The 24,559-nt window shown below is 44.9% G+C and carries 20 protein-coding genes; 4 read left to right on the forward strand and 16 right to left on the reverse strand.

Going from position 1 to position 24,559, the window contains the following annotated elements; translation table 11 throughout:
- Positions 1–19: 19 nt before the first annotated feature.
- The 10 genes from tuaG to AR442_RS15360 all read right to left on the reverse strand — a co-directional run bounded on the left by tuaG (position 20) and on the right by AR442_RS15360 (position 11,915).
- The gene (gene tuaG, locus AR442_RS15315; protein ID WP_003151380.1) at positions 20–778 is read right to left on the reverse strand and encodes a teichuronic acid biosynthesis protein TuaG; all 759 of its coding nucleotides are present in this window, start codon (positions 776–778) and stop codon (positions 20–22) included.
- 23 nt (positions 779–801) lie between these two features.
- Positions 802–1,482 (reverse strand): teichuronic acid biosynthesis protein TuaF, encoded by a 681-nt coding sequence (tuaF, locus tag AR442_RS15320; RefSeq protein ID WP_014419015.1) that lies wholly within the window; start codon positions 1,480–1,482, stop codon positions 802–804.
- The gene (gene tuaE, locus AR442_RS15325; RefSeq protein WP_014419016.1) at positions 1,479–2,966 is read right to left on the reverse strand and encodes a teichuronic acid biosynthesis protein TuaE; all 1,488 of its coding nucleotides are present in this window, start codon (positions 2,964–2,966) and stop codon (positions 1,479–1,481) included. Before tuaE ends, tuaF begins: the two co-directional genes overlap by 4 nt.
- A 67-nt stretch (positions 2,967–3,033) precedes the next feature.
- Complete coding sequence (tuaD, locus tag AR442_RS15330) at positions 3,034–4,374, reverse strand: UDP-glucose 6-dehydrogenase TuaD (RefSeq protein ID WP_014419017.1); 1,341 nt, start codon at positions 4,372–4,374, stop codon at positions 3,034–3,036.
- A gap of 4 nt (positions 4,375–4,378) precedes the next feature.
- Positions 4,379–5,575 carry a teichuronic acid biosynthesis protein TuaC gene (gene tuaC / locus AR442_RS15335; protein ID WP_014419018.1) on the reverse strand — a complete coding sequence of 399 codons (1,197 nt, stop codon included), beginning with the start codon at positions 5,573–5,575 and terminating at the stop codon, positions 4,379–4,381.
- The gene (tuaB, locus tag AR442_RS15340) at positions 5,572–7,020 is read right to left on the reverse strand and encodes a teichuronic acid biosynthesis protein TuaB (protein ID WP_022553871.1); all 1,449 of its coding nucleotides are present in this window, start codon (positions 7,018–7,020) and stop codon (positions 5,572–5,574) included. The genes tuaC and tuaB overlap by 4 nt, the downstream gene beginning before the upstream one ends.
- 36 nt (positions 7,021–7,056) lie before the next feature.
- On the reverse strand, positions 7,057–7,716 hold the full coding sequence (locus AR442_RS15345) for an exopolysaccharide biosynthesis polyprenyl glycosylphosphotransferase (RefSeq protein WP_014721880.1): 660 nt from the start codon (positions 7,714–7,716) through the stop codon (positions 7,057–7,059).
- A 216-nt stretch (positions 7,717–7,932) separates the two neighbouring features.
- Positions 7,933–9,423 (reverse strand): N-acetylmuramoyl-L-alanine amidase, encoded by a 1,491-nt coding sequence (locus AR442_RS15350; RefSeq protein ID WP_012118582.1) that lies wholly within the window; start codon positions 9,421–9,423, stop codon positions 7,933–7,935.
- A gap of 21 nt (positions 9,424–9,444) precedes the next feature.
- On the reverse strand, positions 9,445–11,565 hold the full coding sequence (locus AR442_RS15355; RefSeq protein WP_022553874.1) for a SpoIID/LytB domain-containing protein: 2,121 nt from the start codon (positions 11,563–11,565) through the stop codon (positions 9,445–9,447).
- A gap of 32 nt (positions 11,566–11,597) precedes the next feature.
- Positions 11,598–11,915 carry a hypothetical protein gene (locus AR442_RS15360; RefSeq protein ID WP_014419022.1) on the reverse strand — a complete coding sequence of 106 codons (318 nt, stop codon included), beginning with the start codon at positions 11,913–11,915 and terminating at the stop codon, positions 11,598–11,600.
- A gap of 180 nt (positions 11,916–12,095) precedes the next feature.
- Between AR442_RS15360 and tagU the strand changes: the two genes are divergently transcribed.
- A complete protein-coding gene (tagU, locus tag AR442_RS15365) occupies positions 12,096–13,013 on the forward strand; it encodes a polyisoprenyl-teichoic acid--peptidoglycan teichoic acid transferase TagU (RefSeq protein ID WP_014419023.1) in 918 nt (305 codons plus the stop codon).
- 30 nt (positions 13,014–13,043) lie between these two features.
- Here tagU and wecB read toward each other — a convergent pair whose 3' ends face one another.
- A complete protein-coding gene (wecB, locus tag AR442_RS15370; protein ID WP_014419024.1) occupies positions 13,044–14,183 on the reverse strand; it encodes a non-hydrolyzing UDP-N-acetylglucosamine 2-epimerase in 1,140 nt (379 codons plus the stop codon).
- 228 nt (positions 14,184–14,411) lie between these two features.
- On the opposite strand from wecB, the gene galU reads away from it, so the two are divergent.
- A complete protein-coding gene (gene galU, locus AR442_RS15375) occupies positions 14,412–15,296 on the forward strand; it encodes a UTP--glucose-1-phosphate uridylyltransferase GalU (RefSeq protein WP_003151367.1) in 885 nt (294 codons plus the stop codon).
- Between the two features lie 38 nt (positions 15,297–15,334).
- Here the strand turns inward: galU and tagH are convergent, their stop codons facing one another.
- The 5 genes from tagH to tagD form a co-directional block, all read right to left on the reverse strand.
- Complete coding sequence (gene tagH / locus AR442_RS15380) at positions 15,335–16,879, reverse strand: teichoic acids export ABC transporter ATP-binding subunit TagH (RefSeq protein ID WP_053285364.1); 1,545 nt, start codon at positions 16,877–16,879, stop codon at positions 15,335–15,337.
- Between the two features lie 20 nt (positions 16,880–16,899).
- Positions 16,900–17,727 (reverse strand): ABC transporter permease, encoded by an 828-nt coding sequence (locus AR442_RS15385; protein WP_003151365.1) that lies wholly within the window; start codon positions 17,725–17,727, stop codon positions 16,900–16,902.
- A gap of 185 nt (positions 17,728–17,912) precedes the next feature.
- On the reverse strand, positions 17,913–20,087 hold the full coding sequence (locus AR442_RS15390; RefSeq protein ID WP_053285363.1) for a CDP-glycerol glycerophosphotransferase family protein: 2,175 nt from the start codon (positions 20,085–20,087) through the stop codon (positions 17,913–17,915).
- Positions 20,088–20,136: 49 nt separating this feature from the next.
- Positions 20,137–21,675: a glycosyltransferase family 2 protein gene (locus AR442_RS15395; RefSeq protein ID WP_053285362.1), complete on the reverse strand. Its 1,539-nt coding sequence runs from the start codon at positions 21,673–21,675 to the stop codon at positions 20,137–20,139.
- A 137-nt stretch (positions 21,676–21,812) separates the two neighbouring features.
- Complete coding sequence (gene tagD, locus AR442_RS15400) at positions 21,813–22,202, reverse strand: glycerol-3-phosphate cytidylyltransferase (RefSeq protein ID WP_003151361.1); 390 nt, start codon at positions 22,200–22,202, stop codon at positions 21,813–21,815.
- Between the two features lie 355 nt (positions 22,203–22,557).
- Between tagD and AR442_RS15405 the strand changes: the two genes are divergently transcribed.
- Together AR442_RS15405 and AR442_RS15410 are read left to right on the forward strand one after the other, a co-directional pair.
- Positions 22,558–23,328: a WecB/TagA/CpsF family glycosyltransferase gene (locus AR442_RS15405; protein WP_014419028.1), complete on the forward strand. Its 771-nt coding sequence runs from the start codon at positions 22,558–22,560 to the stop codon at positions 23,326–23,328.
- Positions 23,329–23,360: 32 nt separating this feature from the next.
- A complete protein-coding gene (locus AR442_RS15410; RefSeq protein WP_014419029.1) occupies positions 23,361–24,527 on the forward strand; it encodes a CDP-glycerol--glycerophosphate glycerophosphotransferase in 1,167 nt (388 codons plus the stop codon).
- The last annotated feature ends 32 nt before the right edge of the window (positions 24,528–24,559 follow it).

Consider the following 24,559-nt stretch of genomic DNA (forward strand, 5'->3'; position numbering starts at 1 on the left):
CACCCAGCTCCTCTGACGCCTACAGTCTTTTCAAGACCGCGTTTTTCGCATATTGCATAAAACACCACGAAGCCTTGATAAAATGCAGGCGCTCAATTTCTCTATAAACAAACCACGTTTTTTTTGCGGCTTTCCACTTGTTGCTTGAAATCGAATTCTGAACAAGCCTGTATTCTGAAAGGCACTCATTCAGGCCGTAAGCCGTAAATCCCCTTTTCAGCAAGGAAAGCCATGTCGCTAAATCCTGCCGCGTTCTGATATCAGGCATTTGAATCTGCCCCGTCTGCTCTCTGTCAATCATGACCGTTAAACAGCCGATAATCGTGTTTTTTAAAGCTTCATCATATGACAGGCTTTCAGGGGCTTGAATGGTTTTGTCCGTCGGCGTTCCGTCCTGCTCCATGACGCTGTAGCCCGTAAATGAAAAAGCGCAGGACCGCTCTGCCATAAACGCAAGCTGTTTTTGAAGCTTTTCCTTTTTCCATCTGTCATCGCTGTCCAGAAATGCGACATAACGGCCCTTGGCATGTTTAAGGGCTGTATTTCTGGCAGCCGCGGCTCCCCCGTTTTTATCTAAATAAACGACGCGGATCCGCTCATCCTTTTGTTCATATTGCCGTAAAATATCTCTCGTTCCGTCCGTGGAACAATCATCCGCGATAATCATTTCCCAATGCGGGTGGCTTTGATGTAAAACGGACTGAATCGTGTCTTCGATATATTCACTTGCGTTATAAGACGGTGTAATGACAGATACGAAAGGTTTCCAGTTTGTCATGGTCACATCTCCATCGCAGATTTTTACAAGGACTCTCTAAAAAACTCAGGAATGACAATGAACATAAATGCAACTGCAATGCCGATTAAAACGCCCAGAACCGCTTTCTTTTTCGGCGGCATGCCTTGTCCCGCCGTTTCATTCATCGGCTCTGAATTGATGACGCCGGCCGCTTTCAGGTTCAGCTGCGTATTTTTCAATTCGTATAAAAATCGTTCCTTATCCACTTTGGCGTCCGCGCTGACGGTTTCTCCTTCAAGCGCAGCAATACTCTGCCGCACTACTTTTGCCCGTTTTTCAAACAGGTCCTGGTCATTCTTCAGAAAAGTTTTTATGACGGCTTGAAACACCGATTCGGTCTCCTGTTTGTTTTGGCCGCTGTAGCTGACCGTGATCAATGAATCTGATTGTTTTTCGACAGTCAGTTTACTTTTCACGGCCGCTCTTTCTTCGTCTGTTTGATCAGGCAAAGCCTGCTTTAAAAAGGCATCGCTCGTCAAAAGGAGCGGGATTTCTTTTGTATTGTTATAAAGCGGATGATCATAATTTCCCGCGGCGATCGCGGCTTCTGATGTAAAACTGCTGTTTCCGCTGATTTTTGACGGCAATACATATCCCGCCGCCCCTAACACAACGGGCAGCGCAATGATCCAAATGATATTCTTTTTGATACGCCGGGTTATTCTTGTCAACATATCCTTCATCTCGCATCTCCCTGTTTTTCATAGTACGCCGTGACGGCAGGCTCCTTTTGTAAACGCCTCAATATATTGACCGCCGCGATCACGAGCGAGAGAAATACCCAGTGGAAAAATAAATTTGATACGGAGCTTGGGCTGATGCTGCTTACCAAAAAACCGGCCATCGCCGTGATAAGTCCTTCTGTGATCAGTCTTGACTGATTTTCCGATTTTCTTTCATGACATTTATAAAGTGTCCAAAAAAGGAACAAATAGACTGTCAGGTAACCGAGCATCGTAAGCACGCCGAAGTTCGCCATAATCTCGACGAGCCAGTTGTGCACCTCTACTACGCCGCCCGTATCATAAACGGGCTCCGCTTTTAAATAATACGAGACGTTTCCGGCACCCACTCCGAACCCCCAAGAATCAATCACATAGTGAAAGGCGTTCTTTAAAAGGTTCGCCCTCGCGAGGTTGGAAGGAAGCGGTTGCTGTCCCGGCATCGCCTGCGGAGCTGAAAACAGATTCAAGACGGCATTGGTGATACGGCCCGCAAATAAAACCGCAAACAGCGCCGCACCCGCTCCCGCAGCGTACAGCGCGAGTTTTTTCAACAGGGAAGGCAGCAGGATGAAGACGTATACAGCCGCCCCCGCGCATATGCCCAGCAGACTCGCGCGCGAACCGGTCAAAATAATTAAATACAAAGCGCAGATCGCAAAGAGCAGGCTGACGGCCTTCACATAGCCGTTTTTCATATTTTTCACCGCCGCCGCATACAGAAAGAAACTGATGCACAAAAACGTCGCGAAATCATTTTGATTAAAGAAAACGGACGTCGGATAATGCTGTTTGTACTGCGGGCCGTTATAAAGCGTGGAGCTCGGCAGATGGTGGTGTGTAAAATGGTTGTAAAAGCCGATCGCCATCACAAAAATGGTCATCACAAGCCATATGCCGTAAAAAACCATCAGCTGATCAAAGCGCTGAATGAACATGACAATAAGATAAATCAAAAACATGCCCATTCCCATTAAAGCTAAATATTTAATCCCGTACGTCACGGATTTTGCCCACAATAACGATAGGAGACCGTATGTAAACCATAAGGCGAAAAACATCAGAACCCCTTTTACATTCACCCGATTCCATCTGTCAATATGATGACGGTTTGTCAGGATGCCGGCGATGTGAAGGGCGCCCGCTCCGATTAATAACAACCGGTATATAAATAAGCTGAAAAATCCGAGATGAACCGCAAAGAAGGCCTGGTTTAAAAATGTACACGCGATCAGTATGTAAATGAGCCCCATAAACATCTGACCGTTTGTTGTAAAGGCGGATAGCAAAGCAAGCCCGGCAATGCCGATCATGGCGGCAAGCAGCAGCACGGTGATTTTTCCGAAGCCGGCATCCGCTCTGACCGCCTCCAGCATGATGAATCCTCCTGTAATGAGAGCGGCAAGCAGCACAAGAACATGTGCCGCTGAACGTTTGATACTCACATGGCAAACCCCTTTCCAAAACCGGCAGCCGAGCCGGGCTGCCGAGAGCCTGAAGACAAATCTTTTTCTATCTTGCCAGTTCTTTTATTTGCCGATCGGCATGAACCGCCGGACGTCCGACGGAATGATAAGTGAATCCTGAAACCCTCATATACTCCAGCGGAAACATATTTCTGCCGTCAATGATGACCGGCTGTTTGAGCAGCTGCTTCACTCTCTGAAGATCCATCTCCTTGACTTCCGGCCAATCTGTTGTAATCAGGCATGCGTCCGCGTTTTTGATGGCACTGTACAGCTTTGTGTGATATTCAATACCGCCGTCTCCTAATATCGCTGACGCTTCGGGAATCGCGATCGGATCATACGCTTTCACGTGAGCGCCCTGCTCTTTAAGACTTGTGATGATATCAAGAGCCGGGGCGGAGCGGACGTCATTTGTGTGCGGTTTAAAGGCCAGCCCCAGTACGGCCACGGTTTTCCCTTTTAAGGGACCGATAGCGCGGTTCAATTTTTCCGTAATACGGACCCGCTGCTTCTGATTGGTTTCAATGACGGCTTCCATCATTTGAAACGGATAGCCGGCGGCGTTTGCGATATGCAATAAAGCCGTTGTATCCTTCGGAAAGCAGGATCCGCCGAATCCGATGCCCGCCTGCAGAAATTTATTCCCGATCCGGCTGTCAAGACCGACGCCTTCTGACACGTGGGAAATGTCCGCCCCGACACGTTCGCAAATATTGGCGATATCGTTAATAAAAGATATTTTGGCGGCTAAAAAAGCATTTGCGGCATACTTAATCATTTCCGCGCTTTCAAGATTGGTCTTTACGATCTTCGTACGGAACGGCTTATGAAGCTCTTCAATGACCGAAGCGGCATGTTCGCTTGTGGCGCCGATAACCGCCCGCTCCATCTGCATCGTATCCCGCACCGCCGAACCTTCGCGGAGGAATTCAGGATTTGACGCGACATCAAACGGATATTTTCCCTTTGACGCTTCGCTGACGATTTGGTAAACGAGCTTTCCCGTCCCGACCGGAACAGTGCTTTTGGTGACAATGATTTTGTATCCGTTCAGCTGTTCTCCGATTGTTTGCGCCGCTGCCTTAATGTAGGTCAGATCGGCTTCACCCGTCTTTGACATCGGCGTACCGACGGCGATATAGATGATATCAGCGGCTTTCACAGCCGGCTCAATATCGGCCGTAAAGGATAACCGCCCGGCACTGACATTTTTTTCGGCTAATTCCTCAAGCCCCGGTTCATATATCGGGATGACTCCGTTTTGCAAGCTTCTGATTTTCGCTTCATTGATGTCACAGCAAGTCACATGATGGCCGATTTCCGCAAAACAAGTTCCAGATACAAGACCTACATACCCTGTTCCTAATACAGCGATTTTTTTCACAGCTTCATCCCTCTTTCGAAAGGTTCTCCTCTTGCCCGGCCCGGTTCATTACGGATCGGTATTTCTCTTTCAGCGCTTTCGCGTTTTGGCTTGCGTCAAAATACGTGCGGACGGTTTGATAAAGTTCCTCGGCTGTTTGCGGCGTCCAAGCCTCTCCTCCGTCATATTGCAGAATCGATTCTGCCAGCGTCTCAGGTGAACCCGGCTTGATCAGCAACCCCCGGTGTTTCCCGAATAAAGAAGCCAATCCTCCGACATCGGTGCAGATTACCGGCACCTTCAGAGCGAGCGCCTCAATGACCACAGTCGGCATGCCTTCGCTGTAGGACGGCAGCGCCATTACATCCGAGGCCAGCAGATAGTCCTGTACCTTGTCGTTCGGCACTTGCCCCGTGATGATATGAGCGGCTTCCCGCAATGAAGATGCGGCGGGACCGTCACCGACAAAGACAGCTTTATATCTTTCATCCAATGACTGAACGGCTTTTGATAAGTCGAAAACACCTTTCTCTTTGACAAGCCTGCCGATGAACACGATCATTTTTTTATCCGGAGGAAGGCCGAGCCGTTTTCTGACGGCTTCTTTCGTCTCGTTCCTTTCTCGGAAGGCGTCAAGCGTGATGCCGATCGGAAGCACGCTGCACTCCGCTTCGATGAGCTTTTTCATTTGTTCCCGCAGACTGCCGCTCACAGCGTAAATATCGGCTGCTTCCCGCACCGCAAATGTAAATGCGCGATGAGCGCTTTTGCTGTAATGCGGATAGACATTGACATCACTGCCATGCAAGGTCAGCACATACGGAATGCCTAGAGCCTTCGACACAATGGCGGCCGCTCCGCCTGACGGCATGGCGAAATGCGCGTGAATCAGATCGGGCTTCAGGCCATGATTTCTAATCGCGGAAAGAACCGATGCCGCCATTCTTTTATGCGGCTGCGCCCATTTCAGCTGCCCGGGAACCGCCTGATAAAACGGCCGGTGGACGGACACGCCTTTCCGCCATTCATGCGCCGGCCTTATATCCTTTTGCCGATACGTCTTTTTCAGCACCCGGAATGGCGCGGCAAGTTTCGGCCGCGGACAAATGACGGTCATCTCCGCGCCAAGCTTTCTCAGTTCTTGCGCCTGTGTTTCATGAAAAACGCCTTCCCCCGGCTTTTCACTGCTCGGATAGACACTTGTCATCCACAATACCTTCATAGCAAACGTCCTTTTCTTAATTTACTTTTCATATGCGGATAAGCTTTTCCTAACAGGAATAAATAACACAACGCGCCGCAGACTACGGAGATTGCCAGACGCAGCTTGACATCAAGGCTGATCCGCTCCGTGCCGAAGCTGGCTGTAAAGGCGATGACACCCATTGCCGCCGTAAGCAGAAACGGTTTGGCCACGGCTTTGAAGTAAGCCGACAGACGCAGCTTAATGACATATGCCAACAGCCAGCGCCCGATCAGGAAATTCAGGATGCTGATGAAAGCGTACGTCCAGGCTACCGTCAAGAGATTTCCGGACAGCACGGCGGCGTACAAAGATGCACCATACAGCAGCATCACCCCGGCGTCCCAATAAAACGCCAGATCGGCCCGCCCTTTTGCGAGCAGCACAGATCCGTTCGGATTCATCAGAACCCTTAAAATCCCGACGATGGCGAGAACGTTTAAAACCGGGACAGCCGCCAGCCATTTTTCTCCGAATACCGAAGCCACGAATGCATCCGACACTGAAACCAAACCGAGCAAAAGCGGAAAGGATATCAGCGCGAGTATTTTGGTCATATTGAGAAATCCTTCTCTGATAACGCTGTTTTCATGCTTGTTTTTCGCAAAGACGGGAAACGCGACTCTCGTAATGATCGGATTAATTTTTAATACCGGAAGCGTGACAATCTGGTAGGCCAGATTGTAAATGCCAAGCGCCTCGGCGCCGATAAAACTGCCGATCAGAATCATATCAATATTCGCCCCGAGCCGGTTCACAAGCCGGGAAGACAGCTGAAAGGCCCCGAAAGAAAAGAAGCCTTTCATTCCTTTCAGATCAAAAACGAACGCCGGTCTCCATGTTTTTCTGCAGGACATCCAGTACAGAATGCCTTTTGACGATTGCAGCAGCACCTGGGAAATCACATAGGCGAGAATCGGGTCCGTATAAAAAACCGCGGCCGCCAAATACACGAAGGACAGCACATTTGAAAAGATTTCAATCTTGCTTAACGTGTTAAATGCCAGCGCTTTTTGCAGCATATACTGGTATTGCTGACCGATCGGCGCGATTAAAAACATGACGGCCAGCACGCGGATTAAATAGACAAGCTCCTCCCGCCGATAAAAATCGGCGATGAGCGGACTGCTGAAAAACAGCAGCGCAAACAGCGCAAGCCCCGTTATGATATTCAGCCAGTACAAGGAAGACATCTGTTTATCAGTCACATGATCTTTTTGAATGAGCGCGGCGCCAAAACCCATATCAAGCGCAATTTGGGCAAACACCACTACCGTTGTGATCATGCCGACAAGACCGAATTCAGCCAGTGACATGACCCGCCCGAGCAGGGCGAATTGGATGATTTGAATGACCGTAATACACGCTGTCGAAATACTTGTCCATTTGGCGCCGCTCAAGATTTGATTTGTAATACTAGGCATCGTTTTCCCTACTTTTTTGTCTGCTGACCAGAATTTTTATCGCGCCCCGTCACCGGTCCAGATCACTTTGCACGTTTTGAGCATAATCTTCAGTTCCAATGAAAAGGTCAGGTTGCGGATATAATATAAGTCAAACATCAGTTTTTCCCTCGGTGTCATGTCATATCCCCCGTTGACCTGCGCCCAGCCGCTTAATCCCGGCTTAACGGCCAGCCGCTCCGTAAACCCCGGAATCTCAGCCTGAAACTGTTCCGTGAACACGGGACGCTCGGGACGCGGGCCGATCAGGCTCATTTCTCCCCGAAGCACATTTACCAGCTGCGGCAGCTCATCAATACGGGTCCTTCTGATAAAAGCGCCGACCTTTGTCACGCGGGGATCCTTTTTCAGCGCCCAGACCGCCCCCGATTTTTCAGCATCTATTTTCATAGAGCGGAGCTTATACAAATAAAACGGCTTCCCGTCTTTGCCTACCCGCTCCTGCTTATAAAAAGCCGGGCCGGGCGACTCCAAACGAATCAGTATGGAGAACAGGCCCATCACCGGGAGCGCCGCCAAAAGCCCCGCAAGCGCAAACACAATGTCCATGAATCGCTTAAAAGCCAAATAACGGGCCGTTCTTTCCGTAACGGCACCGGAAGTCCCCTGCCGCACTGCATAGTTATTATTTACATTCATGCTTTTCTCTGCTCCCACTGACACACACCTCACGATTTGTTGGGATGTTTGATGACCTATGCCGTGAGTTTAGCAGATGGATGTTAATTGGAAGTAAAGGAAGCGTTAATGTTTATTAGAATGTTTCGATTATTGTTTTTTTATTGTAAATCTATTCATATCCATATTTGAGACAAAGCATAATGAAAAATAAAAAAACAGACCGGTATGAACCGGTCTGTTTCCATGAAAAAATTATCGGAAATAGGAGGAAACGCCTTGGGTGATCCCCGCCGCGAGTCTGTCCTTTTTCGTTGATTGTTTTAAAATATTGGCATCAATCGGGCTTGTGACAAAACCGGTTTCTAACAAGACACTCGGCATTTTAGAATACTTAATGACGTAAAATCCGGCAGTTTTCACACTGCGGTCACGCGTGCCGAGGGCAGAAACCATTCTCGGCTGAATATTTTGGGCAAGCCTCAGACTGTTTGCGGATTGGTACGTTTTATCATAATACGTCTCCGTACCGTTTGCACTGCTGTTATCATTCGCATTTGCATGGACGCTGATGAAAATATCGGCGTTCGCCTTCGCCCCTTTGTTCACTCTCTCCTCAAGCGAATCAAAGGTGTCGCCCTTTCTTGACATTACAGTAAGCGCGCCCGCGCCGTATAATTGATTGTTAAGACGCGTAGCGATATCAAGGTTTACATTTTTCTCAAGCAAGCCGTTTCCGGTTGCACCCGAATCCTGATAGCCGTGCCCTGGATCAATAAAGACCGTTTTGCCGACAACGGGATTTTTCAGCTGCGACGCGGCATTGTTGCTTAAAGATGAAGCACTTCCTATAACGGTGAAGCTGGTGATGTTTTTACTTCCGATATACGTCCGGACGTCTTTTGACAGACTGTCTCCATTCGTCAGCAGGTGAACTCTTCCCTGTTTGGCGCTCAGCACGCCTCCGACGATGGTATCCGCCTCTTTAAAACCATTGGTAACAAACGTATAGCCTGTGCTTAAGCCTGTCTTTTTTGCAAGATTCACAGACAGGTTATAGCGGTTTTTGCCGCTGATTCTTGAAGGGTTCGGCAGTTTATTGTAAAGTGAGCTGCTGATGCTGCTTGTCCCGCCGATGACAATCGTGTTTTTAATCCCTAAGCTTTTGATCGCATTGGACGTAGAACCATTTAACGTTGAATCATTAGTGAATAAAATCGGATATTTTTTAGCAGACGCATAAGAAATCGCAGCCATTCCATCTGCATCAACAAACCCGTTGACCACAAGGGCTGTAGAAGATCTTGTCATTTCACCCGCCACTTTTGCGGCTGTGGCATATCTCGTGCTTCCTGATAATCGTTTGACACTGATGCCTAATTTAGCAATTTGATTTTCAGTATTTTTCGAAACGGCAGGTGTGCCGCCTACGATAATCACATTTTTCGTTTTTAAATCAATTAATCCCTTTTTTGTGCCGGCAGACAGCTGATCTTTATTTGTAAACAGCAGCGGTGCATTTTTTTGATATGAAAGCGGCGCAGCGGCAATTGCATCGGCATATGAAGTCCCGCCGGTGATAATGACCGTTTTCGCTTCACCCCATGATTGTTTTGCCGCCAGTACAGCCGTATCATACCGGGTGCTTCCGCCGATCCTTTTAACCGTGTTGTCAGCCAAAGCGGAAGGGACAAATAGAATGACCCCGAGAATGAAGACGGGGAGACATTTTATGATGAATTTCAATCCGATCTCCTCCACAGAAGTTTAGTAGTTTGTAAGTGCTGTATTAGGATAATAGAACGCAAGAATAGAAGTATACGGCTCTCCGGCCTCCGCTCTTTCTTTTGCTCCGTATTGACTCATTCCTACGCCGTGACCGTATCCCTTTCCTGATATCGTGATTTGCGAAGAATTACCGGACGCACTGGCGTATGTGCTTTTAAAAGATGAAGCTCCGATCATCGTCCTGAGTTCAGACGCTTTCACCTCAACAGATGCAGTCTTGTTCATGACATAGCCCTTCGACTTGTCATTCACATGGTACGTGACCTTCACCGCGGCGTCTTCCGCGCGCTGGCCTTTTGTTTTTCCGGTGAGCGAGAGATCAGAGATGCTTGCAATTTTTATGGAACTTGCATTGGTTTCTTTATTTTTCATCAGCCAATTTTTTATTCCGTTGAGCTGCGCGGCATTTGCTTCGTTTGTTTTAGACCACCAGGATGCGGGATTTTTCATATCCAGACCCGCTGGCAGCTGCTGCTTCTGCAATGTTAAAGACCAGCTGATTTCCGGATCTTTTGTATCCTTTTTGGCTACTAAATACGGCACTTTCGATCCCCACACTTCATCGCCGGCTTCCATGTAACCGCCATTGCTTGATGAGTAAGTGGCATCTATCAATCTGCCGGAATAAGTGAGCACTTTCCCTTTTGTTCCGTTAACGGCTGCGGTGGCGTTTGGATACCAGCTGTATCCCCCGTAAACCTGGAAGGCCGTTGTATCCGCGACCGTTTGTCCCATCTTGCCGATAGAGTAGGTGCGGGCGGCAACAGCCTGGGCTTTCAGCGCTTCTGTCGGCCAGCTTCCCGGCATTTCATTCGGCAGGACACCTTTCAGATAATCCTCAAAAGGAATGTTTTCATTAACAGGTCTTACATATTTTCCGGATTCCGCAGTGAAACTCATATTCCCCAGATATGGTTTCCCGTCAATGCTGATTGTGTTTGCTGTTGAATATTTTTCAGGAACCGCCTTGAAAGACGTTTTTCCGCTGTTAATGCCTGCAACGCCTAATTTGCCGCCGGACGTTTCAATACGGTACGTCTTTCCGTTTACGAGATAAAACTCTTTTGCGTAAGCAGCCTTAACTGAATCGGCAATTGAATTCGCGCTGCCTATTAATGTATAAGAATAGGTGCCTTTCGTTTTAAAAAGGCTGGCCTCGTCGGCGGGTGTTTCGCTTTTTTTGATGTATACAAGCGGCATGTGATTTGCGGCGGCAATATTTGATCCGACAACGATGTCCGCTAATTTAGTCCCATTGGCAGCCACCGTTTTGCTTGCATCCATGCCAAGCGAAGTGACTGCGTTTGCTGATATTTGATATCTGTTTGATCCGGTAATTCTTTTGGTGACCGAGGCCTTCTTTTTAATTTGATTCTCCACATCTTTGCTGACGCTTGAAGTGCCTCCCATGATGATCACTTTTTTAGGCAGATTGTAGCTCGGGAGGGAGTCTTTTTTCGTCAGGAGAATCGGATAGCCGTTTTGCGCAGCATAAGGCGCGATTGCCAGCGCATCCGTATATACATCCCCCGTTACTACGACCGCCTGGTCATAGCTGCCCATTTCGGCCGCAATATTTTTGGACAGATCATATCTGTTTTTTCCGCTGATCCGTTTCGTGCGGCCGTATTTCTTCAATGTCTTTTCCGCGGCTGACGAAATACTGTTCGTCCCGCCGATGATTAAAATATTATCCGGACTGAATTTCTTGATTTGCGCTTCTGTGCTGCTGCTCAGTTTTTTCGCTTCAGTCAGCAGAACAGGCGCTTTCAGTTTATTCGCTAAAGGAATGACGGAAAGCGTGTCCGCAAAATAAGCATCCGTATTAACGACGACTACGTTGGACGGGTTTTTCCAATACTTAGATGTCGCAGCGTTAGCCGTATCATATTTGGACGCGCCTCCCAATCTGACAACGGAGGAGACATCGCTTCCCGTCAGTTTATAAGTTCCTGAAGGTTCGATATTCAGAGTCGATTTATTACCAATATAATTCGTCAGTTTTACTGAGATATCAGAACTGGCCGCAAAAGTGCTTTCCGGTAATAAAGCCAGGCTGAATATCACAGAAAAACAGACAGCCCATATTGTTTTCTTCAATTTTTATCCCGCCTTTTGCTGATCATGGTGTATTATTTTTCTTTCTCGATTTCCTTGATCTCTTTTTGGCCTTTATCATTTGTGAAATAAGTAATGCTGACTTTGTCATTTTCGCTGAATTTATTCAGAACATCAGAGAAGTCATCAGAAAATTCAAAGCTGACGGGCTGATCATCCACTTTTACTTCAATTGTGTGCGTATCCGCCATACCGACATAATATGCCGTTTCTTTTTGAGCCTGGTTCTCCGCAGAACCGCTTCCCTTCTTTGATTGATCCGCCGTTCCGCACGCTGCCAACACAACAGAAAAAAGCAGTATTAAGAACGAAGCTGCAATAGTTTTTTTCATTTTTTTCACCTCATCTTTATGTATCGTCTTATACTAACTTTTTTTTAAGGTAATTTTAAGGTCTTTTTGTAACCTTTTTTTAAGAATTTCGTCTATTACATGGTTATAAGTAAAAATATGACTGGGTTTATAAAGATTAGTAAATTGTATCAGGAAAGTTAATAGAAAAGGTGATGACAAATGAGAGCTGAACGAAAAAGAAAGAAGAAAAAAGTTCTTCTGACAATCGTAACAATCATCGGGCTGTTAGTTTTATCATCAGGAGGCTACATCTACTACTTGTGGCACAAAGCAGCTTCAACGGTGGCAAGCATTCAGGAAGACTTGAAAAAATCGGACAAACGTGACACGGATATAGATCTCGGAAAGAAGGATCCGATTTCTGTTTTAATCATGGGCGTCGATGAGCGGAAAAATGACAAGGGGCGCGCGGATACGATGATTTATATGACCGTCAATCCTAAAACGAATACAACAGAAATGGTCAGCATTCCGCGTGATACGTATACGAAAATCTCCGGCAAAGGTACGATGGATAAAATCAACCACTCCTATGCTTTCGGCGGAACGCAGATGGCCGCGGATACCGTCGAGGACCTGCTTGACGTGCCGGTAGATTATTTTGTGAAAGTAAACATGGAGAGCTTCAAAGATACCGTGGATACACTCGGCGGGATTACGGTGAACAGCACGTTTGCCTTCAACTACGACGGGCACTCTTTCGGAACAGGGAACATCAGCCTGAACGGCGAAGAAGCACTTGCCTACACGCGTATGAGAAAAGAAGATCCCCGGGGGGATTTCGGCAGGCAGCAGCGCCAGCGCCAAGTGATTGAAGGGATTATTTCTAAAGGGGCAAACATCTCGTCTGTCACGAAATTCGGAGATATGTTTAAGGTCATTGAAAACAATATGAAAACAAACATGTCATTCGATGATATGTGGACGGTTATGACTGACTATAAAAACGCCCGCAGCAAAGTCACTCAGCATGAACTGAAGGGAACGGGAACGAGAATCAACAATATCTATTATTACAAATTAGATGAAGCAAGCCTCGCTTCAGTCAAAAAAGAATTAAAAGAAAGCCTGAAATAATAAAAAACTCTGCATATGATGCAGAGTTTTTTATTCTGTAAAAGGCTGCGGACGGGTTTTTCTATAGCCGTACCGATAAAGCAGTTCTTCCACAATCCGTTTTGAAGCCGATCCGTCACCATAAGGGTTTGACGCCTTTGACATCCGTTCATATTCAGCCTGATCGGTTAAGAGCTGTTTTGTCAGCTGATACACCGTTTCTTCATCTGTACCCGCCAGCTTTAATGTCCCGGCTTTCACTCCTTCGGGGCGCTCGGTTGTGTCCCGAAGCACCAAGACCGGCTTTCCGAGAGAAGGCGCTTCCTCCTGCACTCCGCCCGAGTCGGTCAAAATGAAATGTGCTTTCGCAGCGAAGTTATGGAAATCCACGACCTCCAGAGGTTCTATTAAATGCACCCTGTCCGAATCAGCGAAATGGGCTTCTGCGGCCTCACGAACTGCGGGATTCAAATGAACGGGATAAACGACTTGTACGTCCTCAAACTCTTCAACGATTCTTCTGACGGCCTTAAACATCTGTTCCATCGGCCTGCCTAAATTTTCACGTCTGTGCGCTGTCAAAAGAATCATCCTGCTTCCGTCCAGCTTGTCAAAAATCGGATGAGAATAGTCTTCCCGCACTGTCGTTTGAAGCGCGTCTATCGCTGTATTTCCCGTGACAAATATAGAATCCGGCTTTTTATTTTCAGCAAGCAGATTCTGTTCAGCCTGGCTTGTCGGCGCAAAATTCACATCAGCGATCACGCCCGTCATCTGCCGGTTGATTTCCTCAGGGAAAGGAGAGTATTTATTTTGCGTACGCAGACCGGCTTCCACATGGCCGACAGCGATTTGATGATAAAAGGCGGCAAGGCTTCCGGCGAACGTTGTCGTCGTATCTCCGTGGACCAACACGATATCTGGTTTTACTTCTTGGAACAGCTTGTCCAGTTTCAGCAAAGCATGAGATGTAATTTCTGAAAGCGTTTGACGCTCTTTCATAATATTCAAATCAAAATCAGGCGTAATGCTGAATGCTTCAAGCACTTGATCCAGCATCTGTCTGTGCTGTGCGGTTACAGTCACCAGCGAATCAATTTCCTGATATTTTTCAAGCTCTAATACAAGCGGAGCCATTTTAATTGCTTCAGGTCTTGTACCGAATACGGTCATTACTTTTAGTTTTTTCAACGGTTTGTCTGCACCTCGTTTTATATGTCGGATATCCCTTCATGTTAACATATTTATGCCGTTTCTAAGATATTGTAAAGCTTAATGGCAAACAAAGCAAAAACCTTTATAACACTCTTTGAAAGCGGATTAAAAGGTGTGAATTTTAATCAATTGTGGTAAAGTGGAAAAAGACTAGGTTATAGTTCTGAAAAAAAGATTTTGCAGAAACAAGGATGGTGTTATTCAGTGAAGAAAGTACGCAAAGCCATTATTCCGGCAGCAGGTTTAGGCACTCGTTTTTTGCCGGCCACTAAAGCAATGCCTAAAGAAATGCTTCCAATCGTTGATAAGCCTACAATTCAGTATATTATCGAAGAAGCTGTCGAATCCGGCATCGAAGATATTATTATCGTAACCGGAAAAGGAAAAAGAGCAATAGAAGACCATTTCGACAATGCCCCTGAACTGGAACGTAATTTAGAAGAAAAAGGGAAAATCGAACTGCTTCAAAAAGTGAAAAAATCGTCAAATATTGCGGATATCCACTATATTCGCCAAAAAGAGCCAAAAGGACTCGGTCATGCCGTTTGGTGCGCACGCAACTTCATCGGCGATGAACCTTTCGCCGTTCTTCTCGGCGATGATATTGTCCAGGCTGAAAAACCGGGACTTCGTCAGCTGATGGATGAATACGAAAAAACATTGTCTTCAATCATCGGTGTTCAGCAAGTTCCTGAAAGCGACACACACCGCTACGGAATTATCGATCCGTTAACAAATGAAGGCCGCCGTTACCAGGTCAAAAATTTTGTAGAGAAGCCTGAACCGGGCACAGCTCCTTCCAACTTGGCTATTTTAGGAAGATACGTTTTCACTCCTGAAATTTTCATGTACCTGGAACAGCAGGAAGTCGGTGCAGGAGGAGAAATTCAATTAACGGACGCCATCCAAAAGCTCAATGACATTCAGCGTGTCTTCGCTTATGATTTCGAAGGAAAACGTTACGATGTCGGTGAAAAACTCGGATTTATCGAGACGACGCTTGAATTTGCCTTACAGGATCAGGATATCCGCCATAAATTGATTCCGTTCATGAAGGATCTTCTTGAAAAAGAAGAAGCTGACGAATAGAAAAAGCTGCCGAATCCGGCAGCTTTTTTATGTGATCTTTACTTTTTAGACGTTACCGTCAGTGTTTTATCAGCATTGTTCACAGAAAAAGTATATTTCTGGTTTTTAAGCATGAGCAAATTCTGATTGATTTTGCTGCCGCCTTTTTCACTTAAAGCTGAGATGTCTGCGGGACGCGATAAATGAAAAACCACTTCGGAAACTGTATCATTGTCAATTACTACATCCGTTTTGGCATCGGATGTTTTTAATACGTTCCGTCCGTCAGCCGTTTGTCCGGCAGCTGGATTTTTCAATTTACTCTGTACATCGTCCCGGCTTTTATTGAGATATGAGAGAAACTCTTCTGCTGTTTGGCTTGATAAACTGCCGCTGAAATCATTAAGCTGAACATCCGTCTTTTTTAAAGCGTTCACTTTATACAGATCAGTCTTTCTCATAAAGTACTCTTTATCGTTTAATTTCACTTTGGCTGCCTGGTTATTTTCAGCTTCTACCTGCACCTTCGTGCCGAAACTTACACTTGCGGAGGCTTTTCCTTTTATATCTTTTTCAGTATAAAGGTCCGCCTTTTCAGCTTTTACCAAAGCAGGTTTATTCACAGACTCATAAAGGCCGGCATCGCTCTGTTTGACGTCACCGAAAGATGCGATCGCACGCAGAGGCTTGTCTGAAAACATCGAAGCGCCTGCGCCGACAGCCAGCAATGCAAGCAGCGTAATCTGTATCGTATTGGCAATGAATTTAGGCTTCGCTTTCTTTTGCTGCGCCTGAGTGATTTTCTGTTCCTCGGCTGCCCGCGTTCTGCCTTCAATCTGCTCGTTTTGATATTTCTTTTTTTCTTTCTTTGAAAGCTTGTTGAACCAATCCACAAAAGCTTTATATTCTTTCACAACGGCTTTCGTTTCGTCGAACATGCGCATTTCGCCGTAATGCATCCAAGCCACCCGATCACACATTTTCTCAATCTGTCCGATGGAATGACTGACGAAAAAGATCGTTTTGCCGCGTTCTTTAAATTCCGTAATGCGGTCCACACATTTCTGATAGAAAGTCTGGTCCCCTACTGAGAGCGCCTCATCAATAATGAGGATGTCAGGGTCCATATGCGCCGATATGGCAAAACCGAGACGGGATTTCATACCGCTTGAATAGCTTTTAACAGGCTGATCTATAAAGTCGCCGATATCCGCGAATTCAACGATTTTTTCATAAAGCTCGTCTATCTGCCGATTGTTGAGACCCATCATCAAGCATTTTAAACGAATGTTGTCTTTACCGCTTAATTGATTGTTTAATCCGGCAGAAATCGCGATTAAAGACGGCTGCCCGTTCATATCAATCTCACCGCTTGTCGGCGGAATGATCTTTGCAAGCAAATTGGACATCGTTGATTTTCCCGAGCCGTTGATCCCTACGAATCCGATCGTTTCCCCTTCATAGACGTCAAAAGAAACATTTCGGACAGCGAAAAAACCTTTTTGATTTCTGTTTGGGAAAAACAGTCCTTTAATTTTGTCAGACTGTTTTTTATATAGAAAATACTGTTTTGAAACATTTCTGAACGAAACTTTTAGTTTCATCGTATAATCTCCTTACTATATTAAAGAAAGTCAACAAACTTATCTCTGAATTTCATATGAAGAAGTGAACCGACTGTTAACAACAGCAGTGTGACGAACCAGAAATACAGCGTGTATTTCACATCGTGGAAAAACCACTGCCCTTCCATAAAGCTGTCTCTAAAGCCCTCGATAATATAGAAAAGAGGGTTTAACTTCAAGATGGTCAAAACTTCAGGTCTGTTTCCAAATTTCTCCGCAATGTCCCAGAAAATCGGCAGAAGAAAAAAGAGCAGCCTTGTGACGGCCTGAAGCAAAAACTGGTAGTCCCTGATTAATACGCTGATGGTTGAATTAAACAGGCCGAAAGCAAACATAAAACTAATCATGCAAAACAAGTAATAAATATATTGCAGCCAGTGAAGCGTCGGAAACAGTCCGTTGCTCAGCAGCACAATAATGTAAATCGCCATCATCACAAAGTAACTGAATAAATTGGATGCTATCACTACAGAAGGCAGTGAACTGATCGGAAAGTTCATTTTCGACACTAAATTTATCCGTTTAAAAACGCTGTTAGATGCATCCAGTATCGTCGGACTGATAAAGAACCAAGGAATTAAGCCGGCCAGCATCCAGACGATGAACGGTACGCTGTCTCCATTTCCAAGCACCATATCATGTCCGCCGCGAATCCCGAGACCAAATACGAACCAGTAAGCCAGCATTTGAATCATAGGGTTGAGAAACTGCCACAATATACCCAAATAGTTCACTTGATACTTTGATTTCGTTTCGTACACTGCAAGCCGCATAATCAGCGGAAATGAGTTGAATTGCTCTTTCAGAATTTTTACCAATGCATTCATTCTAATCTTCCTTAGTCGTAAGTTTTAGGTAATAGCTTTGACTTACAAAAGCACCGCTCATAATTGTAACAGATTACGATGTATTTTTCACTTCATAACAAGCCTGAGCCCCATGAGCGCAACATGCCGTCACTTAAGCAAAAAAGCATAATTAACGTGGTTAAATTATGCTTTTTTGCACTTATTTACTTGTCCCCGAAAATCACTTTTACGGCTTTTTCAGACGATTCTCCGGTTTCTAAATAACAGAACTTCTCGTAAAAAGGCCCGAACGAATCCGGAAGCTTATAATCATCTGATTCCGTTTCATTGACCCATTTGATAACGTCACCTGTTTCTTTGACAAGCGGGCCGGGCGCTTCTTTTTCAAAGTCAAAGTAAAACCCTCTGAGTTTATCCCGATACGTTTCGATATCAGGCACATAAAACAGCATCGGTCTTTTCAGATTTGCATAGTCAAAAAAGACAGAGGAATAGTCCGTTATGAGTAAATCAGAGACCATATACAGCTCACGGATATCTTCGTAGCTGGAGAAATCATAAGCAAATCCTTCATACGGTCCGAGATCAAAGTTTTCCGCCACGAGATAATGCATCCGTAAAATAATGACATAACGATCGCCGATCGCTTCTCTCAATTGATGAAGGTCTAAATCAAGGTCAAACTTGTATTTTCCCTTCTTATAAAATTGGTCATCCCGCCATGTCGGTGCGTAGATAATCACTTTTTTATCTTGCGGAAGATTCATTTTTTCTTTCAGCGCTTTGATGACAGAAGGGCTGTTATCCGTTTGAAGGAAGTCATTCCGCGGATATCCCGATTCAATCATGGTTTTACTAAACTGAAACGCCCGGGCGAATATTTCGGTTGAATATGCGTTCGGTGAAATCAGGTAATCCCACTTTGAAGCCTCTGTCGTAAAGTTGCGCTTGTATTTTTCAGTGTTTGTTCCCGGCATATGCACTTCATCCATATCTACTGCAAGGCGCTTTAAAGGCGTGCCATGCCATGTCTGGACATATGTCGTATGCTCAGGTTTCGGAATCCACAGCGGCATACGGCTGTTGACAACCCAGTACTCGGCTCTTGCCATGGCAAACAGCCATTTGAACGTAAAGCGTTCGATATAAGGAATTCCTTTATCTTTAAATGTCTGTGAGTAAGCGGGGTTTACACTCCAGCAGAGACGGTATTCCGGCATCTCTTTGCTCATGTATTCATAAATCGCCCGCGGATTGCAGCTGTACTGTTTTCCGGCAAAACTTTCAAACATGACAAATTTCTGTTTGACAGGCAGTTTCCCCGCAACCCTGAATCCCGCTTTATAAGTGTTTTGTATTCTTTTCTCAATGAACTTTTTCAGCTTATTCTTTCTCTTGCGTACAAAGGAAGCGCCTCGTTTCAGCTTTCCTTTCACAAAATACTCCACGCGGGTGCTGAAGCTGTAATCGTTCATTCTCAGGTGGAGATTTTTCGTTTTCTTTTTCGTGAAAACGTGAAATCTGGCAGGCCCTTTCTCCGTTTTCAGGATCGTGAATTGGTTAGGGTTTACTTGTTCAGATTTCAGAACCTTTAACGGTTTGCTGTTGGTGATAATCTCTTCACCTGTCCCGGCATCTTCAAAAATGAATTGAATATGGAATTGAAAGATTAGCTGCTGATTCAATTCTTTATAAATGGCATTCAAATCAATTTTTGTATCAAAGCCTATCGTGTCAAGCATCGTTGTGTCCTGAACATATTCATCAAGGTCGTGTCTCGGCACGTCGTGAAGCGGATACTTCAGAATGAGAGGCTCCTCTTCTTTTCCTTTTTTCATTTTCAGAATCAGGTTTTTTTCTTTTATCTTTAAGGTTTCTGCCGCATTCAGCCGGAATGCAAAACCTTTCAGATGTAAGCTGCCGTCAGATTCGAGCTCCATTTCATCAATCCGCGTGACGAACTTTTTCTGCAGCAGCTTTAAGGAGAAATTCCCTTTCTTCGTCGTGTAAGGGAAAAAGAACATATGATGAGCCTCATCTTTATAAGAAGACAGTTCAATAGGTTCAAGGCTGGATTTTAACCGTTTTTTACTGATATCACTGTCATCATTGATAAAGGAGACATAGAAATCCAGACATCCTTTGCCGTCCGTATGGTCAGAAAGCAGATCCGTGCTCATGACAGCATGGTACTCCCCGCCTTCTCCGGCCAACCGTTTCAGAGGGACGGAAAGTTCCGCTTTTGTCTTACGATTTATAATCTGAAGAGAAGGCTCTTCCCCTGCAGTGACATTTTCACAGGATATCGTAATGCTGAATGTCTCTTCCTTTATGTTAAGATGTTTTAACTTGTATCTGACAGGATTTTCTATACCCATAAAATAAGTCTACTCCTCTGTTTCAATTAAACATATCCAATCACAATCATCATTTTGTTACTTTCAGTGAAAGGTTCTCCTTCACCGTCCGGTAGAATTGATATTGCAGTCCGTTCGCTTCTGCCGTCACCTTTTCACCGTCTTCTCTGTTTAACATGACACGTTCATAATCGTTATAAATGACATACATAATATAACCGCCAAGTCCGACTTTTTCAATGTCACGTAACGGGATTTCAAGGACGTACCGCCCGTCTCCCAGTGACTGAACCGGAAACTGGTGGAATACTTTCATGTTATCTCTGTGCTGAAACTGAATATATTGGGCATTATTTCTGTCCTGTCCGAACAAGCGGAACGTAACGGTGAATTTATGATCGGCGAACACCGCGTTTTCCGTTTCTCCGTGCATGCGAAGTTCGACCAGTTTATTTTCTTCATCCGTCAGCGGGCTTTCTAAATAAGCCAGCCCGTCTTGCGTCACGATGTTTTTATCGGGCTCTTTTTTGGACCAGCGGAACAGCTTTTCGACCTCGTCATACCGTTTTTGAGTCAGCAGACGGTAGGCTGTTTTATGAATCGGATGAAAAAATGTCTCGGAAATATCGTATTTCGTCTTCTTTAACACATTCAGAATTTCATTGAATTTATTGTAGTAGGCTTCTTTGTTTTCGCTTTTCAGGAAGTGCATCCGATCGAAAAGCCGCGTAATGGAATCGAATTCGATCAGGCGGTTCATCGCCATCTTCTCTTTTTCAGTATCTAATTTTTTGTTCAGAATATACTTCATTACGGCTATGTTCGTGTCGGTTTTTTCCATTATATTAGTCTGCTTTGTCAGCGACTCATTATTGTCCATTCTGTTCAGATAATAGACCGGTTCGGTTGACGTTGAAATATCTCCGCACGCCAAAAGAACATCCATAAAAAATTGCTTATCTTCAGCAAATTTCATTTCCGGATATCTGATATCATTATCTTTTAGAAATTGTAAGTTCATCATTCTTGCCCGCGGGCCCAGATGATAGAAAATATGCCGGATTGAAAAAGGCGATACCTTCGCTCTGTTCAGCGAAGACTCATGTTTCCCGATCGTTTTTTGACCGTTCACCTGCATTTCGATCGTTTTTCCGACTGCATAATTTACCTGATCTCTTTCGAGCATGTCGAATAAGATTTTAACTCCGTTCGGCGCAAACCAATCATCCGCATCCAAAAATGTAATGTACTTCGCATTTGCCAGCTCAATTCCCAAGTTTCTCGGATAAGCCGGGGTTCCCGTGTTGTCTTTCAAAAAGACGACTGTAATATTTTCATACAATTCGGCGTACTCAGTCAGGATGTTTCTGGAATCATCAGTAGAGCAATCATCGACCAGAATTAAAGAAATATGCTGAAAGCCGATGTTTTGAAGGATCACTGAATCAACTGTTTTCCTTACATATTCTTCTGCATTATAAACAGGAACGACTACCGCTACCTTCTTCTCTTCCGCCAATGCTTCTTTGTTTAAAATGGTATATTCGCGTTCTTCTATGGACGGCTTGGACTCTTTTTTATTCAACTTAAAAAAGTTACTAAGATTCATCTTTAAATTCTCCTCTTATTGTCTAGCTTTTTTTCAAAAGCGCATAACAAATATAGCGAAAATAACCTTATATTACAAGAAGTACTCCCTATCCGGAGGGAGTACTTCTTTATCATCTGTATATCCGAATGTTTCAATTACACCCCGGCAATTTCTTTTTTAATCTGTGTGGTGGAAATGCCTTCGGTTCTAGGGAGGTAGATGACTTCGCATTGATCTTTAAGGAAATCGAATTTGCCTTCCCAATCGTCTCCCATTACGAACACGTCGATGTTGTGATCCGCTACGTCACGTACTTTTTGATCCCAGCTGTTTTCCGGAATGACTTCGTCGACATAACGGATCGTTTCCAGAATCAGCTTTCTGTGTTCATAGCTGTGGTAGGCCTTTTTTTGTTTTTGCAGGTTGAACTCGTCTGTTGAGATGGCAACAACAAGGTAATCTCCAAGCTGCTTTGCGCGCTCAAGCAGTTTAATATGACCCCAATGCAGTAAATCAAACGTTCCGTAAGTAATGACCTTCTTCATGAAACAAAAGCTCCTTTCTATCATCATACGTATAACAAGCAACTGCTCTGAAATGCTGCGCAGCTGTATCCTTAATCACTAAAGTGCCAATTTCGTACTCATGGAACCTCATTATATCACATAGCCCTGAAAAGGTTAAGCCAATGTAAAACGAAGTTAAATTCCACTTATTAACAAATGTTATTACAATAGGAGTTTAGCAGGGTTTTTGCGCGTATGATTAAAGAAATTGTTATCTTATTTATATTTTTGTAAAACTATTGTTAAGTTTATCTGAAGGTATTATGTTAAAATAAAGCTTAGCCTAAGTCACGAAAAAGTGAAAGAAAATCCCGTACAAAAAGGAGGACGGCAGATGCAGACTGAAATGGTGCACAACCTTTCTTACGTTAATGGAAATTTACAGGAGTTTATTTCATATTTAGACACTTATTATATCGCACAGAAGCAAGGAGCCGTCATTGCGACGGTCAATCCTGAGATCGGATACGCTGCGGCGAAAGACAAAGGTTATCATCAAGTCATTTCTTCCGCGGATTTCGTCCTGCCGGATGGTATCGGTGTCGTGTTAATGTCACGTTTGATGCAGCACCCGCTGAAATCAAGAATTGCGGGATTCGATGTGTTTCTTGCGCTGCTCGGCCTCGCAAACCGGCAGTCTAAAAAAATATTTTTATACGGAGCTAAACAAGACGTGCTTGACGCCGTTTTGAACCGGATCAGCAAAGAGTATCCGAATATTGAGGTTGTCGGAGCCAGCAACGGTTATGAAGCGGATAAACGCTTCGTCGCCAAACAGATTTCCCGGGCGAAACCCGATCTCGTATTTGTCGCCTTAGGATATCCCCATCAGGAACAATTTATTTATGAACACAAACATCTTTTCCCTCAGGCTGTATCGATCGGTTTGGGCGGAAGCTTTGATGTGTTCAGCGGAACGGTGAAACGCGCCCCTGAATGGATGATCAAAACGAATCTGGAATGGCTGTACAGACTGGTGACGAATCCGTGGAGATGGAAAAGGATGCTGAACATTCCGAAGTATGCTTTTACCGTTTTGAGAAATAATAAATCAAATAAAAGCCTGTATTCCAAGCAGGCAGAAGATCAAACGAAACAGCTTTAAACAAATAAAACAGCAAAAGAGATTGGTAATCTATGAACTTGCGATCTTTATTCGCCGCTTTTTATTCTATATATCTGTCTGTTCTCGGCGTTTTGTTCAAGCCTGTAAAGCCCAAGAACCATCTGACCCTGCTGGTATCTTTTGAAGAGAATGCGCAGGCTCTCATCCGTTCTTACAAAGCGCACGCTGAATCGCTTTCTTATGAAATGACGGTTTTGTATACGAGACACGCCGTCAGTCTGAAAAAAGAGCTGGAAGGTGTCGGCTCTTTTTATCTGAACGAAAAACATCCGCTGCATCTTTTGAAGGCTGTTTTGTTCCTTTTTAAAAGCAAAGTGGTGATAACGGATAACTATTTCCTCATGACAAGCGTCTTAAACCGCCGGCCGCAAACGACATGCATTCAGGTGTGGCATGCGAACGGCTCTTTGAAAAAGTTCGGCCTTGAGGATGTGACGAATCAAAATCGTCCGGCATCAGATATCAGCCGTTTTAAAAAAGTGTACCGCTCGTTTGACTTTGTTACCGTCGGTTCAGACGCCATGGCTGACGTTTTTAAAAAGTCGTTCGGCATACGGGACGGCCAGCTGTTAAAAACGGGTATCCCCCTGACTGACGTCTATTATGAAGAACACAAGCCGGAACTGAAGCACAAATGGCCGAAAAAAATCATCTTGTACGCACCGACATTCAGGGATTATGATATGCAGTCCTTTCGGCTGCCATTCACCGAAGAACAGCTCACAAACGCGTTAAACGGAGAGTATATGCTGCTTGTAAAGCTTCATCCTGCCGTTTTGCATCATATTTCGGCTTCGTTTGAAAGCGAACTGATCAAGAACGTGTCTGACATGCGTCTTCATGATCTCTTGAAAGCGGCTGATATTTTAATTACGGATTACTCTTCCGTGCCTTTTGAATTCGCGCTCTTAAATAAACCGATTTTCTTTTTCACGTATGATCTGGAGGAATATGATCGAAAACGCGGTTTAATCGACAATTATACGTCCGTCATTCCCGGAAAGGCTTGTCATGACAGCGAAGCCCTTCTGGAGGAAATGACGAAAAAGCCATTTCGTGCAGAAGAAATGAAGCGGTTCTCGGACAAATGGAATATGTATTCAGATGGAAATTCGAGTGAAGCGTTATTGAAATTTGCGGAAACAAAAATGAAAAATTGTGCTGAAGCACCTGCCTGAATCGACGGCGGGTGTTTTTTGCATGAAGAAAG

The sequence above is a fragment of the Bacillus velezensis genome (assembly GCF_001461825.1).
Taxonomy (GTDB): Bacteria; Bacillota; Bacilli; order Bacillales; family Bacillaceae; genus Bacillus; species Bacillus velezensis.

Excerpts from the sequence above, each read along its gene's own strand:
- tuaG (WP_003151380.1), bottom strand. The coding sequence starts at position 778 with ATGACAAACTGGAAACCTTTCGTATCTGTCATTACACCGTCTTATAAC.
- tuaF (WP_014419015.1), bottom strand. The coding sequence starts at position 1,482 with ATGAAGGATATGTTGACAAGAATAACCCGGCGTATCAAAAAGAATATC.
- tuaC (WP_014419018.1), bottom strand. The coding sequence starts at position 5,575 with ATGAAGGTATTGTGGATGACAAGTGTCTATCCGAGCAGTGAAAAGCCG.
- tuaB (WP_022553871.1), bottom strand. The coding sequence starts at position 7,020 with ATGCCTAGTATTACAAATCAAATCTTGAGCGGCGCCAAATGGACAAGT.
- AR442_RS15360 (WP_014419022.1), bottom strand. The coding sequence starts at position 11,915 with ATGAAAAAAACTATTGCAGCTTCGTTCTTAATACTGCTTTTTTCTGTT.
- tagU (WP_014419023.1), top strand. The coding sequence starts at position 12,096 with ATGAGAGCTGAACGAAAAAGAAAGAAGAAAAAAGTTCTTCTGACAATC.
- tagH (WP_053285364.1), bottom strand. The coding sequence starts at position 16,879 with ATGAAACTAAAAGTTTCGTTCAGAAATGTTTCAAAACAGTATTTTCTA.
- AR442_RS15385 (WP_003151365.1), bottom strand. The coding sequence starts at position 17,727 with ATGAATGCATTGGTAAAAATTCTGAAAGAGCAATTCAACTCATTTCCG.
- AR442_RS15390 (WP_053285363.1), bottom strand. The coding sequence starts at position 20,087 with ATGGGTATAGAAAATCCTGTCAGATACAAGTTAAAACATCTTAACATA.
- AR442_RS15395 (WP_053285362.1), bottom strand. The coding sequence starts at position 21,675 with ATGAATCTTAGTAACTTTTTTAAGTTGAATAAAAAAGAGTCCAAGCCG.
- tagD (WP_003151361.1), bottom strand. The coding sequence starts at position 22,202 with ATGAAGAAGGTCATTACTTACGGAACGTTTGATTTACTGCATTGGGGT.
- AR442_RS15405 (WP_014419028.1), top strand. The coding sequence starts at position 22,558 with ATGCAGACTGAAATGGTGCACAACCTTTCTTACGTTAATGGAAATTTA.
- AR442_RS15410 (WP_014419029.1), top strand. The coding sequence starts at position 23,361 with ATGAACTTGCGATCTTTATTCGCCGCTTTTTATTCTATATATCTGTCT.